Source organism: Actinomadura miaoliensis (assembly GCF_039536785.1).
Classification (GTDB): domain Bacteria; phylum Actinomycetota; class Actinomycetes; order Streptosporangiales; family Streptosporangiaceae; genus Spirillospora; species Spirillospora miaoliensis.
Map to the genome: position 1 here is coordinate 40,967 of NZ_BAAAZG010000020.1, position 21,822 is coordinate 62,788.

Sequence of the window (21,822 nt, forward strand, 5' to 3'; positions counted from 1 at the left end):
GGACGGACAGATCGCCATGCTCAGCCCTCGCCCCTGCGCGTACGGACGGTCTTGGTCGACCGGGTGTCCAGCGACATCACGTCGGCCTTGTCGACGTTCTTGCGCAGCCGGACCGTCCCGGTGGCCGGGTCCACCACGTCCACCACCTTGCGCAGCATGGAGGTGATCGCGTCGTTGCCCGCCTCGTCGGCCAGCCGCACGGCGCGGCCCAGCCGCGCGGTGGCGGTGTCCAGGTCGCCGCTCTCGCGCGCCGCAAGCCCCTCCTGGATCGCCTGGGCCAGCTCGGCCTGCCCGGTGTAGTGCGCGACCCGCGCGTTGATCTTCGTGGACTGCGTCTCGTCGTCGGTCCACTGGGCCAGCACGTTGCCGGTCGCCAGCACCTGCTCGGGACGGTCGGCCGTGCCCGGCAGCACCAGCTTGATCCAGGCGGCGCGCAGCTCGGTGCCCACGCCCGCGGGCGGCACCTCCACGCACACGTGGTAGTCGCGGCTCTCGGCGCCCCACGCGCCGATCGGGTAGTCCCCGGCCTGCGGCGCCGCCTCGGCGCGCCGCCCGGTCAGGTCCTCCACCGACGGCATGACCTGTTTGACGAACTTCACCGCGGCGGTCTTCGGCGTCCACACGCGCAGCATCACGTCGGCGACGGCCTTGCCCATCGCCGCCTCGGTCATGGCCTGGAAGTCGGCCACCAGGTCGGCGGGGTCGGCGACGATGTCCACGCCGCCGAGCAGCGCCGAGGCGACCTTGCGCAGCTCGGCGACCTCCCAGTCGGTGCCCACGCCCCGGCAGTCGCACACGAACCGTCCCGAGCAGCGCTCCAGCACCGCGTCGAGCTGGGCGGGCGTCTCGTGCTGGTTCTTGCCGTCGGTGAGCAGGATGGCGTGCCGGATGCCGTCCTGGTGGGCGTCGAACAGCTCGTCGGCCAGCCGCAGCCACGAGCCGATCGCGGTGCCGCCGCCCGCCCTGAGCTTCGCCAGCGCCGCCCTGGCCTTCCTGCGGGTGCCCGCGTCGGCCCGCACCAGCGGCGGCGCGCTCGGATAGACCAGCGTGGCGTCGTTGGACCCGGCGATCACGGCGAAGTGGACGCCGTCGCGCAGCGTGTCGACCGCGACCTGGGCGGCCTCGATGGCGGCGCGCAGCTTGCTGTCGGGATAGGACATCGAACCCGAGGTGTCGATGATGATGACCTCGGCGGCCTCGGTCGCCGCGCCGCCCGTGAGGGCTCCGCCGGACGACTCGACCGACACGATCGCGTGGACCTCGCGGCCGCCCGCGGGCAGGTACTTGTTCTGGTCGACCTTGACGGTGAACTGCGGCTGGTCGCTCATCGGAGATGCTCCGTGCTCGGCGGGACAGATGAGTTCGCGGGGGGCGCGTCCTTCCAGGCGGAGACCTGCGGGACGGGGACGACGGCGACGGTGACGTTGTCGCGGCCACCGGCGTCGAGGGCGTGCCGCACGAGGACGCCGGCCGCCTCCAGTGGGCGGACGGCGTCCAACGGGGAGCCGGGCGTCGCGGTGAGTACGGCGGTGAGCTGCTCGGGCGCAGGCAGGTAGTTCCACAGGCCGTCACTGCAGACGACCACCGCGCCGGGGCCCTGAACGGGGTGGGTGCGGATGTGCGGGGCGATGTCCTCGGCGTCCGCGCCCAGCCACGCGGTGATGACGTGCGCGTTGGGGTGGGCCTCCGCCTCGGCCTCGGTGAGGGCGCCCTCGGCCACCATGGCGGCGGCCCAGGAGTCGTCCTCCGTCAGTCGCCTCGAACCGCCGGCGGACGCGGCGAGCCAGTAGGCGCGGCTGTCGCCGACCCAGCCGACGGTCACCGTGCTGGGGGCGACGACGGCCGCCACCAAGGTGCAGGAGGGGGCCTCGTCCGGAGAACCGGCCAGGGCCGCGACGGCGTCGCCCGCGCGGGCGATGGCCGTGCGCATGGCGGTCTCGGCGTCCGTCCCGTCGTCCAGTGCGGCGACGAGTGACGCGACGGCGGTTTCGGCCGCGGCCTTGGAGGCGTCCTCAGGGCGGGGCGACGACCCGACCCCGTCGCACACCACCACCGCCACGCCTCCACGCCACGGTGCGATGGCCAGGGCGTCCTCGTTGCGGCTGTAACGCAGTCCGCGGTCGCTGACCCCGGCGGCGGCGCCGTCGGGCAGTTCCATCTCGACGTGGTCGCGGTCGACGGGCTGGCGCAGCCCGCAGTGCTCGCAGTAGCCGTCGGCGTCGATGGCGGTCGCGTCGCAGCCCGTGCAGCGCCGCAGCCGTATGGGCGCGGCGCCGGACCGCGGGTCGAGGCGCTGCCCGCACGCCTCACAGAACTCCTCGCCCGGGTACACCACCTCCCGGCAGGCGGGGCACCCCAGTTCCACCGTCTTGGCCGTCCCCTGGTCCCCGGTCACAGCAGCGTCCTGGGACGGACGATGTTGGCGCGGTCGATGAGCAGCCGCCGTTCCTCCCTGTCGGCGCTGTGCCGCGCCAGCGACCGGTACGTCCGCTCCAGCGCGCTTCGCAATTGCGGTTCCGTCAGCTTCGCCCCCAACACACTGCCTTCCTGCGGGGAGTGCTTCGGCGCGTGGCGGACCCAGGACAGGGCCGCCTCCAGAACCTCCGCCTCCAGACGTTCCCGTCGCTCGCCTTCGACGTCGAGCGCGGCCAGACGGTCACCCGCCCCGACGAGCTCGGCCGCGGTGAGCTGGGACGGAAGACGGCCCCGCACGATGGTCGTCACCGCCGCCAGCTGCGCGGCCACGTGCCGGATCGAGGTCTGCGGCACCGAGTCCAGGACCGCGACGGCCGCCGCCCGGTCGTCCCCGGCGAGACGCACCCGGGCCAGGCCGAACGCCGCGTTGATGTAGGAGTCGTCGGTGCGCCACACCGCCTCGTACAGGCGCGCCGCGTCGTCGGGGGCGGCGCCTTCCCGGCAGAACGCCAACGCCAGCTTGGGCGCGGCCTCGCCGGGCAGCAGGCCGTAGAGGTCGTCGAACATCGCCGCGGCCTCGTCCACGCGCTCCCGGGCCAGCGTGGCGACCGCGCGGTACCAGGCGAGCCGCCAGTCGCCGGACAGCTCGCCCGCCAGGTCGTCCAGCAGGCGCAGCGCGTCGTCGGTGCGGCCCAGCTCGATGCGCACCCGCACGCCCGTCAGCGCGACCTCGGGCGTGCGCTCGGGCGCGCCGCCGAGGGCCGCCATGAGCTGCCGCGGTTCCAGCGCCGTCAGCCCGGCCAGGAACCCGGCGGCCGGGTCGGCGCCGTCCACCAGCGGCACCGGCAGCGCGGACGCGACGTCCCGGGGCGTCGGCGTCGGCAGCGGGGCCCCGTCGCCGGACACCCCCGGCTGGACTCCCGCGGCGAAGCGTTCCGGGCCGAACAGCGCCGACGGGGCGGGACGCGGCCGGCCGTCCTCGGCGGCCAGCACCTCCCGCAGCACCCCGGTGAGCTGCTCGGCCATCTCGGCCGCGTCCTGGAAGCGCAGCGCGGGGTCGCGGTGCGTGGCGCGGCGCAGGAACCGGTCGAACGACTCGTGTCGCGCCAGCACCGGCACCTGCTCGCGCGGCGGCAGGCTGGTCGCGTAGGTGGTGGTGAACTCGGCGAAGGGGAAGCTCAGCACCGCCAGCGCCCGGCCGACGGTGTACAGGTCGGAGCTGATGGAGGGGCCGTCGTCGGCGATCTCGGGGGCCTGGTAGCCGACCGTGCCGTAGATGGCGCCGTCCTGGTCGTCCAGCCGCCGCACCGCGCCCAGGTCGATCAGCCGCAGCTGCTCCTCGGACTGGATGACGTTGTCCGGCTTGAAGTCGCAGTACAGCAGCCGCTGTGTGTGCAGGTAGCCGAACGCCTGCAGCGCCTCCAGCGCGTAGGCGATGGCCTGGCCGAGCGGCAGCGCGTCCTCGCCCAGCCGCCGCCGCTCCAGCAGGATGTCCTTGAGCGAGCGGCCCCCGACGTACTCCATGACGATGTAGCCGGTGGGGGCGCCGGTGGCCGGGTCCGGATGCTGGACGAAGTTGTAGATCTTGACGATGTTGGGGTGCTCGACCTCGGCGAGGAACGCCCGCTCGGCCGCCGCGGCGGCCAGCGCGTCGGCGTCACCGGTGTCCAGCAGGCCCTTCAGCACCACCCAGCGGTCGCTGACGTTGCGGTCCTTGGCCAGGTAGATCCAGCCGAGACCGCCGTGCGCCAGGCAGCCCAGCACCTCGTACTGGCCGCCCACCAGGTCCCCTGGGCGCAGCTTCGGGGTGAACGAGAAGCCCGTCCCGCACTTGGCGCAGAACCCTTCCGTACGGCCCGGCCGGTCGCCCCGGCTGCGCCCCACCGGATCGCCGCAGTTGCCGCAGTACCGCTTGTGCTCGGCGACCTCCGGGTTCGGCAGGACGGCGGTGGCCGGGTCCCGGTACGGCACACGCGGCACCTCGACCAGGCCCGCGCCGAGCTGCCCGCGCCGCCCCGATCCGCGCGTCGACCCAGTGCGCCCCGTGCTCGTGCCCATGCCGGTGCGCGTGCTGGAACTCCCGCGCGTCGGTGCGCTGGGCGCCGCCGTCCGCCCGGACGCCGCCGTAGGGCCGGCCGGGGCCGCAGGGGGCAAGCCGCAGGTGTCGCAGTAGCCGTCCTGGATCGTGCCCGTGCACCCCTGCCGCGTGCAGGCGTCACTGGGCGGCGTGCCCAGGGCCGCCGGCGACGCGGGAGCGGGGGGCAAGCCGCAGGTGTCGCAGTAGCCGTCTTCGATCGTGCCGGTGCACCCCGGCTGCGTGCACGCGTCACCTGCCGGAGCCGCCGGGGCCGCCTGCGGTGCGGGGGCGGGGGGCAGGCCGCACTCGACGCAGTAGCCGTCCTCGACCGTTCCGCCGCAGCCCGGCGCGGTGCACTGAATCATCGGCGCGATCCCTTCGCCCGTGCGGAGATGGCCTGCTGGTACGCCGACAGCGCCACCGTGGCCCCGCGCAGGTCGCAGGGGGAGGTCCACAGCAGCGCGCGTGCGCGCTCGTACATCGCCGCCAGCTCGTCGTCCTCCAGATGGCCCAGGCGCGCGGCCTTGGCCCGGTAGGCGTCCAGCCGTCCACGCAGCTCCTCGCGCCGGTCCAGCAGGCCGGTGAAGATGTCGACGGCCTCGCGCGCCCGCGTCAGCGCGGTGTCCGCGGCGCCGTCCAGGTCGGCCAGCCGCGCCGCCAGCTCCTCCCAGCGGCCGTCGTCGCGCAGGCCGTCCAGCGCCGCCAGCCGGTCGGCCAGCGCGGGCGCGGCGTCGGGCGCCGCCGGGACCACCGGGAAGCTGATCTTGGCGAGGACGTCCGCGCGGGCGCGCCGGGCCTGCTCCTCGATCCTGCGGACGCGCCCCACCGCGTCCCGCACCCGCGCGACGCGTTCGGCGTGCCCGGCGCGCAGCCTGGCCGCCTCCTCCAGCCGTCCGCGCAGGTCCCGCAGCTCGGCGTCGAGGGCGTCCAGGCGCGAGCTGCCGGCGGTGCCGTCGGCGCGGACCAGCGCCAGCGGGTCGGTGCGCATCGTCTCACGCACCGCCGCCAGTTCCCGTTCGACGCGGTCGAGGTCGCCCGCGCCGCCCGCCCGCCCCGCCAGCTCGCGCACCGCCGCGTGCGCCCGGTCGACCTCGTCGAACCTGGCCAGCAGCGCCGACCACACCGCGTCGACCCCCGCGACGATCCGGGCGGCCTCCTCGAACAGCGGGTTCATGCGCGCGACCGCGCCGTCCAGCGTCAGCCGCTCACCGGCGGGCGCCGACAGCAGCGTGCGCCGCTCCAGCGGCACCTCCGGCGCCGGCAGCTCCACCGACGGACCGGTCAGCAGCCGGGTCAGCTCCGCCAGCTGGGCCTGGCTGGGACGCGGATGCCGGGCGCGCAGCCGCTCGGCGTCCCCGAGCACCCGTCCGTACAGGTCGAACAGCGACCACAGCGCGGCCGTCCGCGACCGCAGCTCGCCTTGGCGGCGGGCGGTCTCGCCGGTCAGCCCCGCCCCGTCGAGCAGCGCGTGGCCGGGGTGCGCCTCCAGTTCGGCCAGCGCGGCGCCGATGCGCTCCTTGTCGTCCCGCAGCCGCCGCAGCGCGCCGTCCACCTCGTCGCGGGTCAGCGGCGGGCGTGCGGCACCGCTCACCGCGGCCCCATCTCACCCATGTTCGCCCCCGGTATCGCGCTTTTGGGTGATCAGTGTTCACCATGCGGACGGCACCGCTCAAGGGCCTCCAAACTGTCGGTGTTCGAACGTATTATCGAATCATGGCGAACGTAGCGACGCACCGCACCGCCCTCACCGCCGCGGAGATCGCCGCGCTGGCGCTCTCGCTGGCGCACCTCGGCGCCGGGCCGCAGGCGGCCACCGCCCGCCGGGCCCTGCGCACCCTGTTCGACGACGACGTCACCGACAACGAGGTCATCACCGCCACCCTGCAGACCCTCACCACGCCGCTCAGCCCCGCCACCGCCGACCGCGCCCGCGTGATCGCGGCCGCGATCACCGAGCACCGCGTCGTCCGGCTCGTCTACGGCGACGCCCGCGCCAACGTCACCATCCGCGAGGTCGAGCCCGTCACCTGCCTGGTCCACCGCGACCACTGGTACCTGGTCGGCTGGTGCCGGATGCGGCGCGGCGTCCGCGCCTTCCGCTTCGACCGGATCCTCGCCGTCGAGTCCACCGGCATGCCCGCCCGGCCCCACCGCGCCGAGCGCTACCTGCCCTTCCAGGGCCGCGCCGCCGCCTGACCCCTGACCCCGTGAGGCGGGCCCGCGTAAGCCCCTGCGCGGGCCGCCTCACGGTCCTCCGTCCCGACGCCGCGGGTCAGGACGCCACGGTCCGCTCCACGGCGTCGGAGACGACCGCGGCGACGTCGCGGGTGCGGGTGTAGGCGGTGTGCTGCGCCCTGGCGCCGTTGCCGCGGTCGAGCAGGCGCCGCAGCAGCCCCCGCACGGTCTCCAGGTCGCCGCTGCGGTCCAGGGCGGGGGTGACGTGGTCCAGCAGCGCGGCCACCACCGTGTGCGCGGGGGCGGCGCGATGGGTGACCGGGTGCACCAGTTCGTCCCGCAGCCCGGAACGGCTGGCCCGCCACATCGCCAGCCGCAGCAGGTGGGCGCGCACCGGGTCCGGGGGCTCGCCCGCCCGCCACGCCCGCGCCGCCGTCTCGACCAGCGCGCGGACCAGCGCGGCGAGCAGGACGGTGTCGTCGGCGTGCAGGCAGACGTCCGCGACGCGGATCTCCACGGTGGGATAGCGCCGGGAGATCCGGGCGTCGAAGTAGATCATGCCCTGGTCGAACACCACGCCCGTGCCGAGCATCGCCTCGACGGTCGCCTGGTACTCCTTGAGCGACTCGAACAGCTCGGTCGGCCCGCTGGACGGCCAGCGCCCCCACACCTGGTGCCGCCAGCTCTCGTAGCCGGTGTCGCGTCCCTGCCAGAACGGGGAGTTGGCGCTCAGCGCCAGCAGGGGCGGCAGCCACGGCCGGATCCGGTCGAGCACCGCGGCGCCCTCCTCCGGCGAGGCCACGTTCACGTGCACGTGGCAGCCGCACGTCAGTTGCTCCTCGGCGGTCAGCGCGTAGGCGTCGGCCATCCGCCGGTACCGCCGGGAGGGGGTGAGCGACGGCTGCACCGCCACCGGCGAGGTCGCCAGCGCCGCCACCGCGACGCCGACGCCGCGCGCGGCCTGCGACGCGGCGCGCCGGGCCCACCGGATCTGGGCCGCCAGCTCGTCGAGCGAGGCGCACGGCCGCGTGCACACCTCCAGCTGCTCGCGCTGGAACTCGGTCTCCAGGCTCTCGCCGCCCGACGACTCGGCCTGCCGGTCGTGGTGGCCGCGCGGCACCTCGCCGTGCTCGTACGCGTAGCGGATCACGTCGACCGACACGGCCTGCGGTGCTCCGTCGTCCGGATCGACCAGCAGCAGCTCCTCTTCCACACCGATGGTCCGGGTCTGCGCCGTGTTGCGTTGGTCCACGCTGTGGTTCTGCCCGGGGGACGGTCGATACACGGCCGGGACGGGGAGTCGTCACCGCCGCCGGTCTCGTTTCCCCGAGTGAGCTGTGCCTACAATGCGCGGGCTCGACCAGAGGAGTGCCGGGTGACGTACCGCGTCGGACAGTGGGCCACGGGAAACGTCGGCAGGCAGGCGCTGCGCGCCATCATCGAGCACCCCGACCTGGACCTGGTGGGCGTGGTGGTCAGCGACCCGCTGAAGGTGGGACGCGACGCCGGTGAACTGGCCGGAACCGGACGCCGCACCGGCGTGCGCGCCACCGCCGACCCGGCCGAGCTGATCGCCGCCCGCCCCGACGTGATCAGCTACACGGCCGTCGGCACCTCCGGACGGCGCGAGGTCGCCACCGGCAGCCGTCCCGGCGACGCCCTCGACGACCTGTGCCGCGTCCTGGAGGCGGGCGTCAACGTGGTGTCCTCGGCGCTGATCCCGCTGGTGCACCCGCCGTCCGCCGACCCGGCCGCGGTGCGGCGGCTGCGCGCCGCGTGCGCGCTGGGCGAGTCGTCCTGCCTGACCACCGGTCTCGACCCGGGCCTGATGAACGACGTGCTGCCGCTGGTGCTGTCGGGGGTGTGCCTGCGGATCGACGCGATCCGGGTCAGCGAGATCATGTGCTACGGCCTGTGGGACAAGCCCGAGGCCATCGTCGGCAAGTTCGGCTTCGGCCGGCCGCTGGACCACCGGCCGCCGATCCTGCTCCCGGGCGTGCTGACCCTGATGTGGGGCCCGGTCGTCCACCTGATCGCCGAACGCCTGGACGCGCCGCTGGACGAGGTGACCGAGTGGTACGAGCCGTGCCCGGCGCCCGAGACGTTCCGCGTCCCCGCCGGGGAGATCGCCAAGGGCACGACGGCGGGCCTGCGGTTCCGCGTGACGGGCGTCGTCCGGGGACGCCCCGCGATCGTGGTCGAGCACGTCACCCGGCTGCGCGAGGACCTGGCGCCGCACTGGCCCGCGCCGCCGTTCGGGCAGGCGGGCGGCTACCGCGTCGAGATCGACGGCGAGCCGCCGTGGCGGATGGACGTCGCCAACCCCGGCGCCGCCGACCCGACCGTCCCCGGCACCCTGGCCACCGCGCTGCGCCTGGTCAACGCGATCCCGGCGGTCGCCGAGGCCCCGCCGGGCCTGCACACCCCGTTCACGCTGCCCCTGTTCACCGGCCGCCACCTCCTGCGCTGACCCTCACGCCCACAGATAGAGTCCGCGCCCGGTCCGCACGACCGCCCCCATCCAGTCGAAGAAATCCTCCAGCCACGGATCCTCCGCGCCGGTGTCCCCGTCCCACGGCGGCCAGCCGCGCCTGAGACCGCTGGGCACGCTCCGGTTGAACGCCCTCTGGGCGGCGCCGAGCAGTTCGGCGTGGTGGACGACCGCCTCCCACCGCTCGTCCTGGCCGGGCTGTGGACGGTCCTCCTCCGCCGAAGCCGGTGCGGGACCCGGCGGCGGAACGCTCGGCACGGGCGGCAGGGCCAGGACGTCCTCGCGTGCCCGCAGGAAGCGCGGCTTGCGGGCCCACGCGTTGGCCCGCCCCTCGGTGGCGTGCGCCGCGTCGGCCAGTTCCCGCTGGGCCTCGGCCAGGTCCCGCGCCATGTCCCAGGCCCGCAGCCGCCGCAGGTAGTGCCGGACGCGCCCGGCTCGCACGTCCTCGTACCACCCCCTCCAGCGCCCGTACGCCTCCCCGGCCTCGCGCGGCGGCAGCGTGGTCCACGCGGCGTCGCGCCACTCGGGCGGGAACCGCGGGTTGCGGCCGACCACCATGACCCGGAAGGGCCGCCCGTCGACGAGCAGCAGCTCGCGCAGCCGCCGGTCGACGTCCCGGAACCGCCGCGCCGCCGCGTCCTCGTCCGTCCCGGCGGGACGCGGACGCGACGTCAGGCCGAGCAGGCGCACCAGCCGCGCGTGCTCGGCGGCCAGCGACGCCAGTTCCCGCGGGTCGGCCCCGTCGCGGACGGCGGCGGGCACCCAGTCCACGCCCATCGGTCAGCGGGACAGCAGGTCGCGGACGAGCGGGCCGACCTGCGCGGGACGGTCGATGAACAGCATGTGCCCCGCGTCGATCTCCGTCACGGTGAACGCCCCGTCCAGCGCCTCGCGGCAGGCCGCGACGAACTCGGGCCGCACCAGCCCGGCCCGCACGGCGATCACCAGATGGGTCGGGACGCCCGGCGGCGGCGCCACGGCCGGACGGGCCATCTCCGAGAACGCCGTCACGACGGCCGCCGGCTCGAAACGCCAGCGCCACCGTCCGTCCGGACCCCGCTCCAGGTGCTCGGCGACCTCGTCGTCCACCGCCTGCGCGGGCGCGTCCGGCCAGCCGACCGCCCGCGCCGCCAGCGCCTCGCCCGGGTCGGCGTACGAGGCCGTCGCCAGCGACTCGTGGGCCCGCTCCCGCATCCGGGCGGGGTCGAGCCCGATCGCCGGATCGAGCAGCACGAGCCGTCCCACCCGGGTGGGCGCCACCCGCGCCAGGTGCACGGCGATCATCCCGCCGTAGGAGTGCCCGACGACGTCGGCCCGGTCGACGCCCTCGGCGTCCAGCAGGGCCAGCAGGTCGGCCACGTGCCGTTCCACATGCCACGGCGCGTCATAGGTGGAGCGCCCGTGCCCCCGCAGATCCGGCGCGACCACCCGCCATCCCGCGAGGTGCTCCTCGGCCAGGCACCGCCACCGCGCGCCATGCCCCTTGATCCCGTGCAGAGCCAGCACCGGCCGCCCCTCCCCGTACCGGTGCACATGCAGACTCATCGCCGCCGTCCCGACGGCGGCGCGGCGGCGAACCGCACAGCGTCCATGGCGTTCTGCCTTTCTCCACGACCTGAGGCTGCCTTCAACACCCGGCGTTCCCGGCCGTCACCCAACGTATCCGGCGGCCCCCGTCAAAGCCGTCCGCGCACCACGGTAGACGGTCGTGCGCGGCCGAGGGCGGGGGCTCGCGCCGCTCAGGAACGTTCCCAGCGGAGGGAGGCGAGGGCCAGCAGGGCGACGTGGAGGGAGACGCAGGACTCCACGTCGTCGAGATCGGCGTCGAGGACGCGTTCGATGCGGCGCAGGCGTTCGTAGAAGGCGGGGCGGGACAGGTGGGCGCGCTGGGCGGCGACGGCCTTGTTGCGGCCCGAGTCGAGGTAGAGCTCCAGGACGCGGGTGAGGTCGCTGCCGCGCTGGGCGTCGTACTCCAGCAGCGGGCCCAGTTCGCGTTCGACGAAGGTCTGGACGCGGGCGTCGTCGCGCAGCAGGTGCAGCAGGCCGCGCAGGCGCAGGTCGGGCAGGCGGTAGACCAGGCGGGTGCCGGAGCCGCGGGCGGCCACGTCGGCGACCTGCTCGGCCTCCAGGAAGGAGCGGCGCACGTCGCGGACCGACTCGACCACCGAGCCCGCGGCCATGACCACCTCGCCGTCGGACTGCTTGCGGACGCGGGTGGCGACCTCGGTCAGCACCGTCTCGACGTCGGCGCGGGCGGGCAGGGAGGCCAGGACGCCGACGCGGGCGTGCGGGCCGTCCTCGTCCAGCACGCCGACCAGGGCGGCCAGGCGGGCGTCCTTGCAGGCCGCCGACGCCGTCTCGGCCAGCCCGGACAGGGCGCCGGAGGCCGGGCCGGTGCGCGGGCGCAGCACCACGCCCAGCAGGCGGCGGCCCGACAGCGGCACGCCGAGCGCGCGGGCGCGGGCGGCGGCCTCCTGCGGGTCGGCGTAGGAGTGGGCGAGGATCCGCGCGATGATCGTGCCGTGCGCCTGCCGCTCGATGCTCTCGGCGTGCCGGTCCAGCAGGCGGCCGAGCGCCAGGGTGGTGGCGGCGCGTTCGATCAGGACGGTCTCGCGGGGCGTGGGCGGCCGCCCGCAGGTGAGGATCAGGCGGCCCCAGTCCTCGCCGCGGGCGCCGACCATGGTGACCAGCCAGCCGGACGCCTCGTCGTAGCCGGTGCGCCGCTCGGGCCGCACCGCGCGCGAGCGCGTCTCCCAGGCCGACAGCAGCTCGGCGGGGTCGCCCGGGCCCGCGTCGGCGGCCAGCACCTGGTGCGACAGGTTCTCCAGGACGACCGGGTGCCCGCCGAGCGCGGCGACCTGCCGGACGACCTCGTCGGTGGAGGCGCCCTCCACCGACAGCTGGGTGAAGATCTCGTGCAGCTGCTCGGAGGCGCGCAGCTCGGCCATCTGGTCCTGCAGGATGCGCGCGTGCACCGACTCGGTGATGTCGACGAACGCGGGCTCGTGCGCCAGCATCACCACCGGCAGGCCGTGCTCCTCGGCGGCGGCCAGCAGCGCCGGCGGCAGCGACCGGGCGTAGCGGCGGCCCAGCTCGATCATCAGGCCGCTGACGCCGACCTCGGCCAGCTCCCCGATGTAGGCGCGCAGGCTGGCGGGCTCGTCGGGCAGCGCGATCCCGGTGGTGAGCACCAGCTCGCCGCCGTGCAGCAGGTGGGCGATGTCGGTGACCTCGGCCACGTGCACCCAGCGGACCGGGTTGCCGAGCCGGTCCGCGCCCGCGACCACCCGCGGCTGCCCGCGGCGGACCGCGTCGAGCTGGAGGACATCCGCCACTGTCGGGAGCATTTGCCGCGATGATACCCGGCACACTGTCATCCGGTCATTACATGATGTAAAAGGCATTTAGGGCGATCGTGGGTCCCGGCAGACCGTCAAGGCCGGGGATTCCGTCCTGACACTCTGCGGGTAGCCCCGGGGCGGGGCCGCGGACGAGACTTGAGGACATGTCGGAACACGCGAATCTGCTGCGCCGTCACCGGGCGGTCATGCCGGACTGGCTGGCGCTCTACTACGAGAGTCCCATCGAGATCGTCGGCGGCAAGGGCAACCGCGTGACCGACGCCGAGGGCAACGGCTACCTCGACTTCTTCACGGGCATCCTCACCAACATGATCGGGTACGACGTGCCCGAGGTGCGGGAGGCGGTGGAGCGGCAGCTGGCCACGGGCGTCGTGCACACCTCCACCCTGTACCTGCTGCGCGGCCAGGTGGAGCTGGCGGAGAAGATCGCCCGGCTGTCGGGCATCCCGGACGCCAAGGTGTTCTTCACCAACTCCGGCACCGAGGCCAACGAGACGGCCCTGCTGCTGGCGGCGGCCGCGCGGCGCAGCGACCAGGTGCTGGCGATGCGGCAGTCCTACCACGGCCGCTCGTTCGGCGCCGTCGGCGTGACGGGCCTGCGCACCTGGAAGAACCTGCCGTACTCGCCGCTCAACGTGCACTTCCTGCACGGCGCCGACCGGCACCTGCCGCAGTTCGCCGGGCTGTCGGACGCCGACTACATCAGGGTGTGCGTCGAGGACCTGCGGCACGTGCTGGCCACGGCCACCGGCGGCGACGTCGCCGCGCTGATCGCCGAGCCGATCCAGGGCGTCGGCGGGTTCACCATGGCGCCGGACGGGCTGTTCGCCGCCTACCAGGAGGTGCTGAGCGAGTACGGGGCGTACTTCATCTCCGACGAGGTGCAGACCGGCTGGGGCCGCACGGGCGCGAGCTTCTTCGGCATCGCCGCCCACGGCGTGACGCCGGACATGATGACGTTCGCCAAGGGGCTGGCCAACGGCTTCGCGGTCGGCGGAGTGGTGGCGCGGCGCGAGCTGATGGACGGCCTGAACGCCAACGGCATCTCCACGTTCGGCGGCAACCCGCTCGCCATGGCCGCCGCCAACGCCACCCTCGACTACGTCCTCGACCACGACCTGCAGGCCAACGCCGCCCGGCAGGGCGCGGTGATCATCGGTGGCCTGCGCGAGGCCGCCGCGGGCCTGCCGGTGGTGCGGGACGTGCGCGGCAAGGGCCTGATGTTCGCCGTCGACCTGGCCGACCCGGGCACCGGCGAGCCCAGCCCGCCGCTGGCCGGCGCGGTGATGGAGGAGACCCGGCGGCGTGGTCTCCTGGTGGGCAAGGGGGGCCTGTACGGCAACGCCATCCGCATGGCGCCGCCGCTGACCCTCACCGACGCCGAGGCCTACGAGGGCCTCGGCATCCTGATCGACTCCCTTCGAGCCGTGAACGAGGCCGCGACCGCATGAGCACGCAGACTTCCCCGACCCCCGAGCACGCCGCTTCCGAGCACACCGCCTCCAAGCACGTCACGCACTGGATCGGCGGCAAGCCGTTCGCCGGCGAGGCCGAACGGCGCGGCGACATCCACGAGCCGTCCACCGGGCGCGTGTCCGGCACCGTCGACTTCGCCTCCCCGGCGGAGGTCGACGCGGCCGTCGCCGCCGCCAGGGCGGCCTTCCCCGCCTGGCGGGACGCGTCGCTGGCCGCGCGCACCAGGGTGCTGTTCCGTTTCCGCGAGCTGGTCGACGCCCACCGCGACGAGCTGGCCCGGCTGATCTCGTCCGAACACGGCAAGGTGGTGTCGGACGCGGCCGGGGAGGTGGCGCGGGGCCTGGAGGTGGTGGAGTTCGCCTGCGGCATCCCGCACCTGCTCAAGGGCGGGTTCTCGGAGAACGTGTCGACGCGGGTGGACGCCTACTCGATCCTGCAGCCGCTCGGCGTCGTCGCGGGCGTCACGCCGTTCAACTTCCCGGCGATGGTGCCGATGTGGATGTTCCCCGTCGCCATCGCGTGCGGCAACACGTTCGTGCTCAAGCCGTCGGAGAAGGACCCGTCGGCGTCGGTGCGGCTGGCCGAGCTGTGGGCCGAGGCGGGGCTGCCGGACGGGGTGTTCAACGTGCTGCACGGCGACCGGGTCGCGGTGGACGGGCTGCTCCACCACCCCGACGTCAGGGCCGTCAGCTTCGTGGGCTCCACCCCGATCGCCCGGTACGTGTACGAGACCGCCGCCCGCAACGGCAAGCGCGTGCAGGCCCTCGGCGGCGCCAAGAACCACATGGTCGTGCTGCCGGACGCCGACCTCGACCTGGCCGCCGACGCGGCGGTGTCGGCCGGGTTCGGCTCGGCGGGGGAGCGCTGCATGGCGATCTCGGTGGTGGTCGCGGTGGACCCGGTCGGCGACGAGCTGGTCGCCAAGATCCGCGAACGGGTGGCGAAGCTGACGGTCGGGCCCGGCGACGACCCCGCGTCCGACATGGGCCCGCTGGTCACCCGCGAGCACCGCGACCGCGTCGCCTCCTACCTCGACAGCGGCGTCGCGCAGGGCGCCACCCTCGTCGTGGACGGACGCGAGACGCCCGTGCGGGGCGGACGCGGCGAGGGCTTCTGGCTCGGCCCGACCGTCCTCGACCACGTCACGCCCGAGATGGACGCCTACCGGGACGAGATCTTCGGCCCGGTGCTGTCGGTCGTGCGCGCCGGATCGTACGAGGCCGCCATGGAACTGCTGGCGGCCAACCCGTACGGCAACGGCACCGCGATCTTCACCAACGACGGCGGGGCCGCGCGGCGCTTCCAGAACGAGGTGGAGGTCGGCATGGTCGGCATCAACGTGCCGATCCCGGTGCCGATGGCCTACTACTCGTTCGGCGGGTGGAAGGACTCGCTGTTCGGCGACAGCCACGCCCACGGCATGGAGGGCGTCCACTTCTACACGCGCACCAAGGCCGTCACGGCGCGGTGGCTGGATCCGAGTCACGGCGGCGTGCACCTCGGCTTCCCCACCAACGGCTGACCGCCCCGCCGAGCGCCGCCAGGAACAGGCCGGCGGCCAGGCAGGCGAACGGCGTGGCGGGCAGCACGTAGCGGTAGTCGAAGTCCGCCGAGGCGATCGGGAACACCAGCAGCGTCACCGCCGTGGCCCAGGCCAGGAGCACGGTGCGGCGCAGCCGGGGCGCCAGGAGCGTCCCGGCCGCGCCGACCGCGAAGATCACGCCCAGCACCGGTCCGGGCAGGTACCGGTCCCGCTGGTAGTCGATCATCTTGCCGGCGTGCGGCTGGACGACCCGGCTGGGCGTCGACGTCCGCCCGTAGGTCATGGCGTCCAGCAGGGCCGAGTCGCCGCCGCCCCAGCTCTTGCCCCCCGGGAAGACCTGCGGGTCGGCGGGGAAGTGGTACAGCGCCTCGGTGGCCGCCGTCGGATACGGGAAGCGGTCGGGGCTGAACGCCTTGCCCACCCCGTCGGCGACGGTGCGCAGGTAGTCGCCGGGCTGCGCCAGCATGGCGCGGATCGCGAAGTCCCGCAGGACCTTGTTGGCCTCCGGGGTGACGGTGCTCTCGAAGATCACGCGCGGGGGCGCCTCGCCGCGCCAGATCAGGTGCCCGGGAGCGTAGCCCTCCTTCTTCAGCTCGGGGGTGAGGCACAGCCCGTCCTCGTGCATGGGCGGACGGATCTTCGCGCAGTCGGCGAACACCGCCGTGCGTCCCCACAGGTAGAGGCCGTCGCTGTTGGTCAGCCCGTAGCTGCCCTGCACCGAGTGGAACCACGCCATGTACGACACGATCGGGACGGCGGCCGCCGCGCCGAATGCGACTCCCGCCCGCCAGCCGCGCCGCCGCAGCAGCAGGCACACCAGGATGACGGGGATCAGCGGCGCCCCCGCGGAGCGGACCAGCACCGCGTACCCGAGCAGCAGCCCGGCGGGCAGCGCCAGCCACCAGGTGGGCCCGGTGCGGGTCCGCCACAGCAGCAGCGTGACGCCGGCGGCGATCAGGAACGTGAACAGCGCCTCCGACATGAGCAGGTGCTCGAGCTCGATCTGGTACGCGTCGTACAGCACCGGCAGCGTGACCAGGGTGGCCGCCCAGCCGGGCAGCCCCGCCCGCCGCAGCAGCAGGTAGATCATCACCGCGACGGCGAGCCCCATGAGGTGCTGGACGACCGCCACGGCGGTGAGGCTGTGCAGCGGCTCCATCAGGTTCAGCAGGAACGAGTACCCGAGCGTCTTGCTGGGCGACGGATGCGGGCGCAGCGCCCGCCCCAGGTAGAAGTAGGAGTCCCCGGTGAACCACAGCACGCCCGGGTAGCCGAGCACCGCCGTCCAGCGCAGGAACACGCCGCCCGCAAGCGCCACCAGGAAGAACGAGTGGGTGCCGAACCACCGCGCCATGCGTCTCGCGAGCCTGGGCCTGCCACCCGCCTCCGAGCCCTCGTCTGCGGCAGGCGCGGCATCCCCGGACTCCCTCCGCGAGGCGTCGCGGGTCTCGCCGTCGCCGTCCTCGGCCTCGCTCCGCCCGGCCTCCCGGGTGACCACCTCGGTGTGTGCCGCGTCTGCCGGTGCCGCGTCGGCCCGTGCCGTGACGTGGTCGCCGCGGCGCCGTGGACGCCAAGTCGGACGAATCGCCCACAGGGGAGTAAATATCGCAAAGGGCCGCCGGGGCGTCGCCGGGCGGCCGGTCGTTTCGTTGATCACCAGGGAGCACACCGTACGGGGCGCCGGTGACGCCGGGGTGAACGGCGGATGGCGGGCGGTGAGAAGTCGCTGGTCGGCGGCTCCGGGACTTTCTGCCGGTCGTAGGTTTTCGTCGTGAATCTCCGTCGGCCGGGCCCCGACAAATAATAGCTACAAGTATTGACTGGGTCTGTGGCGGACGACACAATCTGATTGTCCCAATTAAATGGGGCAATTTTCGAAAAGGGTCTTCGGTCGAAGTGCCGCCGCCCGGGAACGTCCGGGCACAGGGAGTCGCGTGATGACTGCTGACGAGCATGCCGCTGAGGTCGACGCGCTCAGCAGACGTTATCCCGGCTGGACCATCTGGTTCGGTCCGAGCACCGGCCGGTGGTGGGCGCTGCCCCCGCGCGAGCGGGACGTCGGCGCCTTCGTCGAGGCCGAGACGCCGCAACGGCTCATCGCACGCATCGAGGTGATCCGACACACCGAGTCCAGGCAGCCGGCGCCCCAGCCGGCACAACGGCCGCCCGCGCGGCCGACAGGGCCGGTGACCGGGCACGGTCAACGGCCCTCCGAGAGCCCCCGGCCGGACACGCGGCGCCCCTCGAATCTCCTCCGTCTCGAGGGCGGCACCCCGTCGCCGCTCCGCCGGGTGCCGGCGATGGCGTGGCCAGGCAGCACCGCAAGGTGATCCGCTGTTCCCCCACCGCGCCACGTCCGCCGGTGCCGCCGCGGCTCCGGGAAGGGCAGTAGCCCGCGCCATATCCCTCTCCAGCAACCTCCGTGTGTGGCGCGGTCACCAGCACCCGCTGTCCTCCCGGGCCGTGGCGGACTCCCCGTCCCGCGCAATTCTTTTCCCGCGTCGCCGGAAACCGCTGTGCCGGTGCGACGGGAAATGGCGGGACGATGTGCGCGGAAGACGCCGTTCGCTCCGTTGATTTATTCGGCGCCCATTCTTGCGGGCCGGGAGAACGGCGGTGCCCGGCGTCAACGAGTTTCGTTCGGACGGCGCCGCGTGTCCTCGTGCGCGTGCTCGGCGCGTTCCGCACGCCGCCGCGGTGGAGATCGGGGACGGGCGTGATCCTTCGGCCGGAGACGCTACGCTGCGCCGATGGGGCGGGTCGGCGCCGGGGACGGGCCGCCCGCGGGGAGCCGGGGGCCCGCTGGCCGCGGCGGACACGACACGCGACTCGGGAGCGACATGAGGCTGAGGGCCAAGGTGCTGGCCTCGGGGATGGCCGCGGTTCTGGTCACGGCGCTGGGCGCCTGCAGCGGCGACGAGGAGGAGCCGGTCGGCACGGTGCGGGTGGCGAGCACCCTCGGGCCGGGGGAGGGCGCCCTCAACCTGGTGACCCTGCCCGGCTACATCGAGAACGGCGGCAGCGACCCCCGCGTCGACTGGGTGACGCCGTTCCAGGAGCGCACCGGCTGCAAGGTCGGCCTGAAGGTGGTCGGCACGGCCCAGGACATGGCCGAGGTGATGCAGAACAAGTCCCGCCGCTACGACGGCGTGGCCGCGCCGCCGGAGGTGGCCGGGCGGCTCATCGCCAGCGAGGACGTCGCGCCGGTCAACACCGGCCTCGTCGACGGCTACCGCAAGCTGGAGCCGCGGCTGCGCAACCTGCTCAGGCGCGGCAAGACGGTCTACGGGGTGCCCTACGTGTGGGGCTCCAACCTGCTGATGTACGACACGCGGTCGGCCCAGCCCGCCCCGTCGGGCTGGGCCGCGCTGTTCGACCCCGCGCAGGCTCGCCGGTACTCCGGACGGCTGGTCATGCGCGACAGCCCGCTGGCCATCGCCGAGGCCGCGCTCTACCTGCGCGGCAAGGACCGCGATCTGGGCATCGGCGACCCGTACTCGCTCACCCGCGAGCAACTGGACGCCGCCAAGCGCGTGCTGGCCGAGCAGCGTCCCCACGTGAAGATGTACTGGGAGCTGCCCGCCGACTCCATCAGCGCGTTCGCCGGGGGCGAGGCGGCCGTGGGGCAGGTGTGGCCGTACCAGGTGGACGTGCTGAGCCGGGCGGGCAAGTCCGTGCAGGGCGTCGCCCCCTCCGAGGGGGTGACGGGGTGGATGAACGCCTGGATGATCGGGGCGCGCGCGGAGCACCCCAACTGCATGTACCAGTGGCTGCAGTGGACGGCCTCGCCCGACGTGCAGCAGCAGATCGCCGAGTGGTCCGGGGTCGCGCCCGCCAATCCCCAGGCGTGCGGCGGCGACCGGCTGAGGGCCGCCTTCTGCAACGCCTACCACGTGGGCGACCGCGACTACCTCGACAAGGTCATCTTCGCGCACACGCCGTCCAGGCAGTGCGGTACGGCCGACGGCGGCGGCGACAAGGGGCGGCGCGACTGCACCGACTACGCCGAGTGGACCAAGGCGTGGTTCGAGGCCACCAAGGGCGGCAAACGCGTCCCGTGAGCCGGGGAGAGGGGTCTCCGGCGCGCCCGACCGCCCCCAGTCGGGCGCGCCTTACGGGTGGTCCCGGGCGTCCCCCCGAAAGCCCGGGTCACCCTCCTCCATGAGAGACCTCCGTGACGACGGTCTATGTGACGACCGCCGTCCGCGCCGGCTCCGGTTCCCGGACCGGAGTCCCGGCGTTCGTGTCCGGCTCCCCGTCCCCCCGGCGGGGGCGGGGGACAGGGCGAATGGCGGGCGCGCACTCGTCGCACGCGAACACGCCCTGGCCTTCGGGCAGGCGACCGACCCGGACGCGCGGTCTCGGCCACTTCTTGTGACAGACGACGCATGCGTCCCCGTCGCGTTGCGCGGCGGTCAGCGCGCCGGGGTCGAACGTCACCTCGCCCATACGGCCCATCCCTGTCTCCCGTGACGGGTGCCGATGCACGCTTTCCTTTATAGGCGGGCCAGTGTGATGTATCAGTTACCGTCGGTGAAAAGCCGGGCAAAGTTCGGCCCCGGGTCCGAGGGGCCGCGCCGGGGGCGGTGGGCGTGATGCGATCGGCGGGTACTTTCCCGACCAAAGGTAGAAATCCGGAGAAGTTTCACATTTGAATCGGGAAGTACGCTTTGCCCGACGTTGTACGGGTGGGACATACAAAGGACTCATGCGCGTCACCGCCCCGCCTCGACGTGCGCGGAACGGGCGGCGTTGGCCCCGTTCGCTTCGTGCCAGGGTGACGCTTGCGGCGGTGGGCCTGATCGGCGCGGTGCTGCTGGTCGTGGGCATCGCCGCGGCCGTACTGGCGCAGCACCTGATCACCTCGCGTCTGACCGCCCACGCCGCCCGGGCCGCTCAGGACACCGCGGCGGCGTACCGCCACGGGGCCACCGCCGGGGTGCTGCCGGCACGCGACGGCGTGACCCTGCTCCAGGTGGTGTCCACCGGCCGCACCCCGCGGGTGCTGGCGGCCAGCGCGCCGCTGCAGAACAGGGCCCCGCTCAGCCACAGCCTGCCCCCTTCGGGGAGGAACCGCGTCGACACCCGGGTCTGCGGCGATCCGGCCTGGCAGTCGGACTGCCTGAACATCGTCGGATACCGGACCGCGGTACCCGGGCACGGCACCGTGATGGTGTACGGCGCCGTTCCCGAGCCGTGGGCGCTGGGCAGCCCCGTCCCGGCGGTCACCGTGGCGGGACTGTGCATCGTCGTGGTCATCGTCGCCGCCGGGGTGACCTGGCGCGCCGTGGGCCGCACGCTGCGTCCGGTCGCGCAGATGGAGACGGCCATGTCCGAGATCACCAGCACCGACCTGAGCCGCCGCATGCCGGTGCCCGACAGCGCCGACGAGGTGGCGCGGCTCGCCGCCACGCTCAACGCCACGCTGGACCGGCTGCAGCGGTCGGCCGAGCAGCAGCGCCGCTTCGTCGCCGACGCCTCGCACGAGCTGCGCACCCCGCTGACCGCCCTGCGCACGCGCGTCGAGCTGGCCCTGGCCGCCCCCGAGGAGAGCGACCTGCTGGAGACGCTGCGCGAGTGCCTGGACGACGCCGAGCGGCTGCACCACATCGTCGAGGACCTGCTGGCGCTGGCCCGGCTGGACGCCGGCGTGGAGCCCGCCCGCGTCCCGCTGGACCTGGGCCGGCTGGTGGAGACCGAGCTGGCCCAGCGGTCGCCGCGGCTGCCGGTCTCCGCCCGCGTCGATCCGGGCGTGCGGGTGGAGGGCAACCGGCTGCAGCTCGCCCGGCTGCTGGTCAACCTGCTCACCAACGCCGACCGGTACGCCAGCGGCCACGTCGAGGTGGTGGTGCGGACCGAGGGCGAGGAGGCGGTGGTGGAGGTCTGCGACGACGGCCCCGGCATCCCGTCCGCCGACCGGGAACGGGTGTTCCAGCGCTTCACGCGGCTGGACACCGCGCGCAGCCGTGCGGCGGGCGGCACCGGGCTGGGCCTGACGATCGCGCGGGACATCGCCGTCGCGCACGGCGGGAGGCTGTACGTCGCCGACAGCCTGCGGGGCGCCCGGCTGATGCTGCGCCTGCCCCTGCTGCGCGACGCGGACCGTCCCGGCCCGGCGCCGTCATCAGACCGGTCCGTCCCGCCGGCACCGCCGGAGGATCCGCCGGCGCCGCCCGGGCCGTCGCGGCCGGTCGCCGCACAGGGATCGCAGCAGTCCAGCTGGGGGGCGTGCCAGCCGGACGGGCCCGGCAGGCGCTTCTAGCGCGGCGAGCGCTCCTGGTGC

15 protein-coding genes are annotated in these 21,822 nt (G+C 74.2%); 6 read left to right on the forward strand and 9 right to left on the reverse strand.

The window, feature by feature from the left end:
* Positions 1 to 20: 20 nt before the first annotated feature.
* From ABD811_RS17165 to ABD811_RS17180, 4 genes are read right to left on the reverse strand one after another with little or no spacing between them, the layout of a single operon-like run.
* A complete protein-coding gene (locus ABD811_RS17165) occupies positions 21 to 1,328 on the reverse strand; it encodes a vWA domain-containing protein (protein ID WP_344948160.1) in 1,308 nt (435 codons plus the stop codon).
* Positions 1,325 to 2,395, reverse strand: coding sequence for a PP2C family protein-serine/threonine phosphatase (locus tag ABD811_RS17170; RefSeq protein ID WP_344948163.1), 1,071 nt, complete (start codon positions 2,393 to 2,395; stop codon positions 1,325 to 1,327). The genes ABD811_RS17165 and ABD811_RS17170 overlap by 4 nt, the downstream gene beginning before the upstream one ends.
* Positions 2,392 to 4,857 carry a tetratricopeptide repeat protein gene (locus ABD811_RS17175; RefSeq protein ID WP_344948166.1) on the reverse strand — a complete coding sequence of 822 codons (2,466 nt, stop codon included), beginning with the start codon at positions 4,855 to 4,857 and terminating at the stop codon, positions 2,392 to 2,394. Before ABD811_RS17175 ends, ABD811_RS17170 begins: the two co-directional genes overlap by 4 nt.
* The gene (locus ABD811_RS17180) at positions 4,854 to 6,083 is read right to left on the reverse strand and encodes a hypothetical protein (RefSeq protein WP_344948169.1); all 1,230 of its coding nucleotides are present in this window, start codon (positions 6,081 to 6,083) and stop codon (positions 4,854 to 4,856) included. The genes ABD811_RS17175 and ABD811_RS17180 overlap by 4 nt, the downstream gene beginning before the upstream one ends.
* Before the next feature lie 122 nt (positions 6,084 to 6,205).
* Between ABD811_RS17180 and ABD811_RS17185 the strand changes: the two genes are divergently transcribed.
* Entirely contained in the window at positions 6,206 to 6,688 is a 483-nt protein-coding gene (locus ABD811_RS17185; RefSeq protein WP_344948171.1) for a helix-turn-helix transcriptional regulator, read from the forward strand.
* Positions 6,689 to 6,764: 76 nt separating this feature from the next.
* On the opposite strand, the gene ABD811_RS17190 is transcribed toward ABD811_RS17185, so the two are convergent.
* Complete coding sequence (locus ABD811_RS17190; protein WP_344948174.1) at positions 6,765 to 7,919, reverse strand: carboxylate-amine ligase; 1,155 nt, start codon at positions 7,917 to 7,919, stop codon at positions 6,765 to 6,767.
* A 123-nt stretch (positions 7,920 to 8,042) separates the two neighbouring features.
* On the opposite strand from ABD811_RS17190, the gene ABD811_RS17195 reads away from it, so the two are divergent.
* On the forward strand, positions 8,043 to 9,137 hold the full coding sequence (locus tag ABD811_RS17195) for an NAD(P)H-dependent amine dehydrogenase family protein (protein ID WP_344948177.1): 1,095 nt from the start codon (positions 8,043 to 8,045) through the stop codon (positions 9,135 to 9,137).
* A 3-nt stretch (positions 9,138 to 9,140) separates the two neighbouring features.
* Here the strand turns inward: ABD811_RS17195 and ABD811_RS17200 are convergent, their stop codons facing one another.
* The 3 genes from ABD811_RS17200 to ABD811_RS17210 form a co-directional block, all read right to left on the reverse strand.
* A complete protein-coding gene (locus tag ABD811_RS17200; RefSeq protein ID WP_344948180.1) occupies positions 9,141 to 9,935 on the reverse strand; it encodes a hypothetical protein in 795 nt (264 codons plus the stop codon).
* Between the two features lie 3 nt (positions 9,936 to 9,938).
* On the reverse strand, positions 9,939 to 10,703 hold the full coding sequence (locus ABD811_RS17205; protein WP_344948183.1) for an alpha/beta fold hydrolase: 765 nt from the start codon (positions 10,701 to 10,703) through the stop codon (positions 9,939 to 9,941).
* Positions 10,704 to 10,897: 194 nt separating this feature from the next.
* Complete coding sequence (locus tag ABD811_RS17210; protein ID WP_344948186.1) at positions 10,898 to 12,505, reverse strand: PucR family transcriptional regulator; 1,608 nt, start codon at positions 12,503 to 12,505, stop codon at positions 10,898 to 10,900.
* Between the two features lie 158 nt (positions 12,506 to 12,663).
* On the opposite strand from ABD811_RS17210, the gene ABD811_RS17215 reads away from it, so the two are divergent.
* Both ABD811_RS17215 and ABD811_RS17220 read left to right on the forward strand, forming a co-directional pair.
* On the forward strand, positions 12,664 to 13,971 hold the full coding sequence (locus ABD811_RS17215) for an aspartate aminotransferase family protein (RefSeq protein WP_344948189.1): 1,308 nt from the start codon (positions 12,664 to 12,666) through the stop codon (positions 13,969 to 13,971).
* Complete coding sequence (locus ABD811_RS17220; RefSeq protein ID WP_344948192.1) at positions 13,968 to 15,518, forward strand: CoA-acylating methylmalonate-semialdehyde dehydrogenase; 1,551 nt, start codon at positions 13,968 to 13,970, stop codon at positions 15,516 to 15,518. The genes ABD811_RS17215 and ABD811_RS17220 overlap by 4 nt, the downstream gene beginning before the upstream one ends.
* On the opposite strand, the gene ABD811_RS17225 is transcribed toward ABD811_RS17220, so the two are convergent.
* Positions 15,454 to 16,893 carry a phospholipid carrier-dependent glycosyltransferase gene (locus ABD811_RS17225; protein ID WP_344948194.1) on the reverse strand — a complete coding sequence of 480 codons (1,440 nt, stop codon included), beginning with the start codon at positions 16,891 to 16,893 and terminating at the stop codon, positions 15,454 to 15,456. The genes ABD811_RS17220 and ABD811_RS17225 overlap by 65 nt on opposite strands.
* 1,486 nt (positions 16,894 to 18,379) lie before the next feature.
* Between ABD811_RS17225 and ABD811_RS17230 the strand changes: the two genes are divergently transcribed.
* Together ABD811_RS17230 and ABD811_RS17240 are read left to right on the forward strand one after the other, a co-directional pair.
* Complete coding sequence (locus ABD811_RS17230; RefSeq protein ID WP_344948197.1) at positions 18,380 to 19,600, forward strand: ABC transporter substrate-binding protein; 1,221 nt, start codon at positions 18,380 to 18,382, stop codon at positions 19,598 to 19,600.
* A 716-nt stretch (positions 19,601 to 20,316) separates the two neighbouring features.
* Positions 20,317 to 21,801, forward strand: a complete 1,485-nt coding sequence (locus ABD811_RS17240; protein WP_344948202.1) for a sensor histidine kinase — start codon at positions 20,317 to 20,319, stop codon at positions 21,799 to 21,801.
* The last annotated feature ends 21 nt before the right edge of the window (positions 21,802 to 21,822 follow it).

What these genes read in the sequence shown, in the direction of transcription:
- ABD811_RS17225 (WP_344948194.1), bottom strand. Translation starts at nt 16,893, where the DNA reads ATGGCGCGGTGGTTCGGCACCCACTCGTTCTTCCTGGTGGCGCTTGCG.
- ABD811_RS17210 (WP_344948186.1), bottom strand. Translation starts at nt 12,505, where the DNA reads ATGCTCCCGACAGTGGCGGATGTCCTCCAGCTCGACGCGGTCCGCCGC.
- ABD811_RS17230 (WP_344948197.1), top strand. Translation starts at nt 18,380, where the DNA reads ATGAGGCTGAGGGCCAAGGTGCTGGCCTCGGGGATGGCCGCGGTTCTG.
- ABD811_RS17205 (WP_344948183.1), bottom strand. Translation starts at nt 10,703, where the DNA reads ATGAGTCTGCATGTGCACCGGTACGGGGAGGGGCGGCCGGTGCTGGCT.
- ABD811_RS17175 (WP_344948166.1), bottom strand. Translation starts at nt 4,857, where the DNA reads ATGATTCAGTGCACCGCGCCGGGCTGCGGCGGAACGGTCGAGGACGGC.
- ABD811_RS17220 (WP_344948192.1), top strand. Translation starts at nt 13,968, where the DNA reads ATGAGCACGCAGACTTCCCCGACCCCCGAGCACGCCGCTTCCGAGCAC.
- ABD811_RS17185 (WP_344948171.1), top strand. Translation starts at nt 6,206, where the DNA reads ATGGCGAACGTAGCGACGCACCGCACCGCCCTCACCGCCGCGGAGATC.
- ABD811_RS17200 (WP_344948180.1), bottom strand. Translation starts at nt 9,935, where the DNA reads ATGGGCGTGGACTGGGTGCCCGCCGCCGTCCGCGACGGGGCCGACCCG.
- ABD811_RS17215 (WP_344948189.1), top strand. Translation starts at nt 12,664, where the DNA reads ATGTCGGAACACGCGAATCTGCTGCGCCGTCACCGGGCGGTCATGCCG.
- ABD811_RS17165 (WP_344948160.1), bottom strand. Translation starts at nt 1,328, where the DNA reads ATGAGCGACCAGCCGCAGTTCACCGTCAAGGTCGACCAGAACAAGTAC.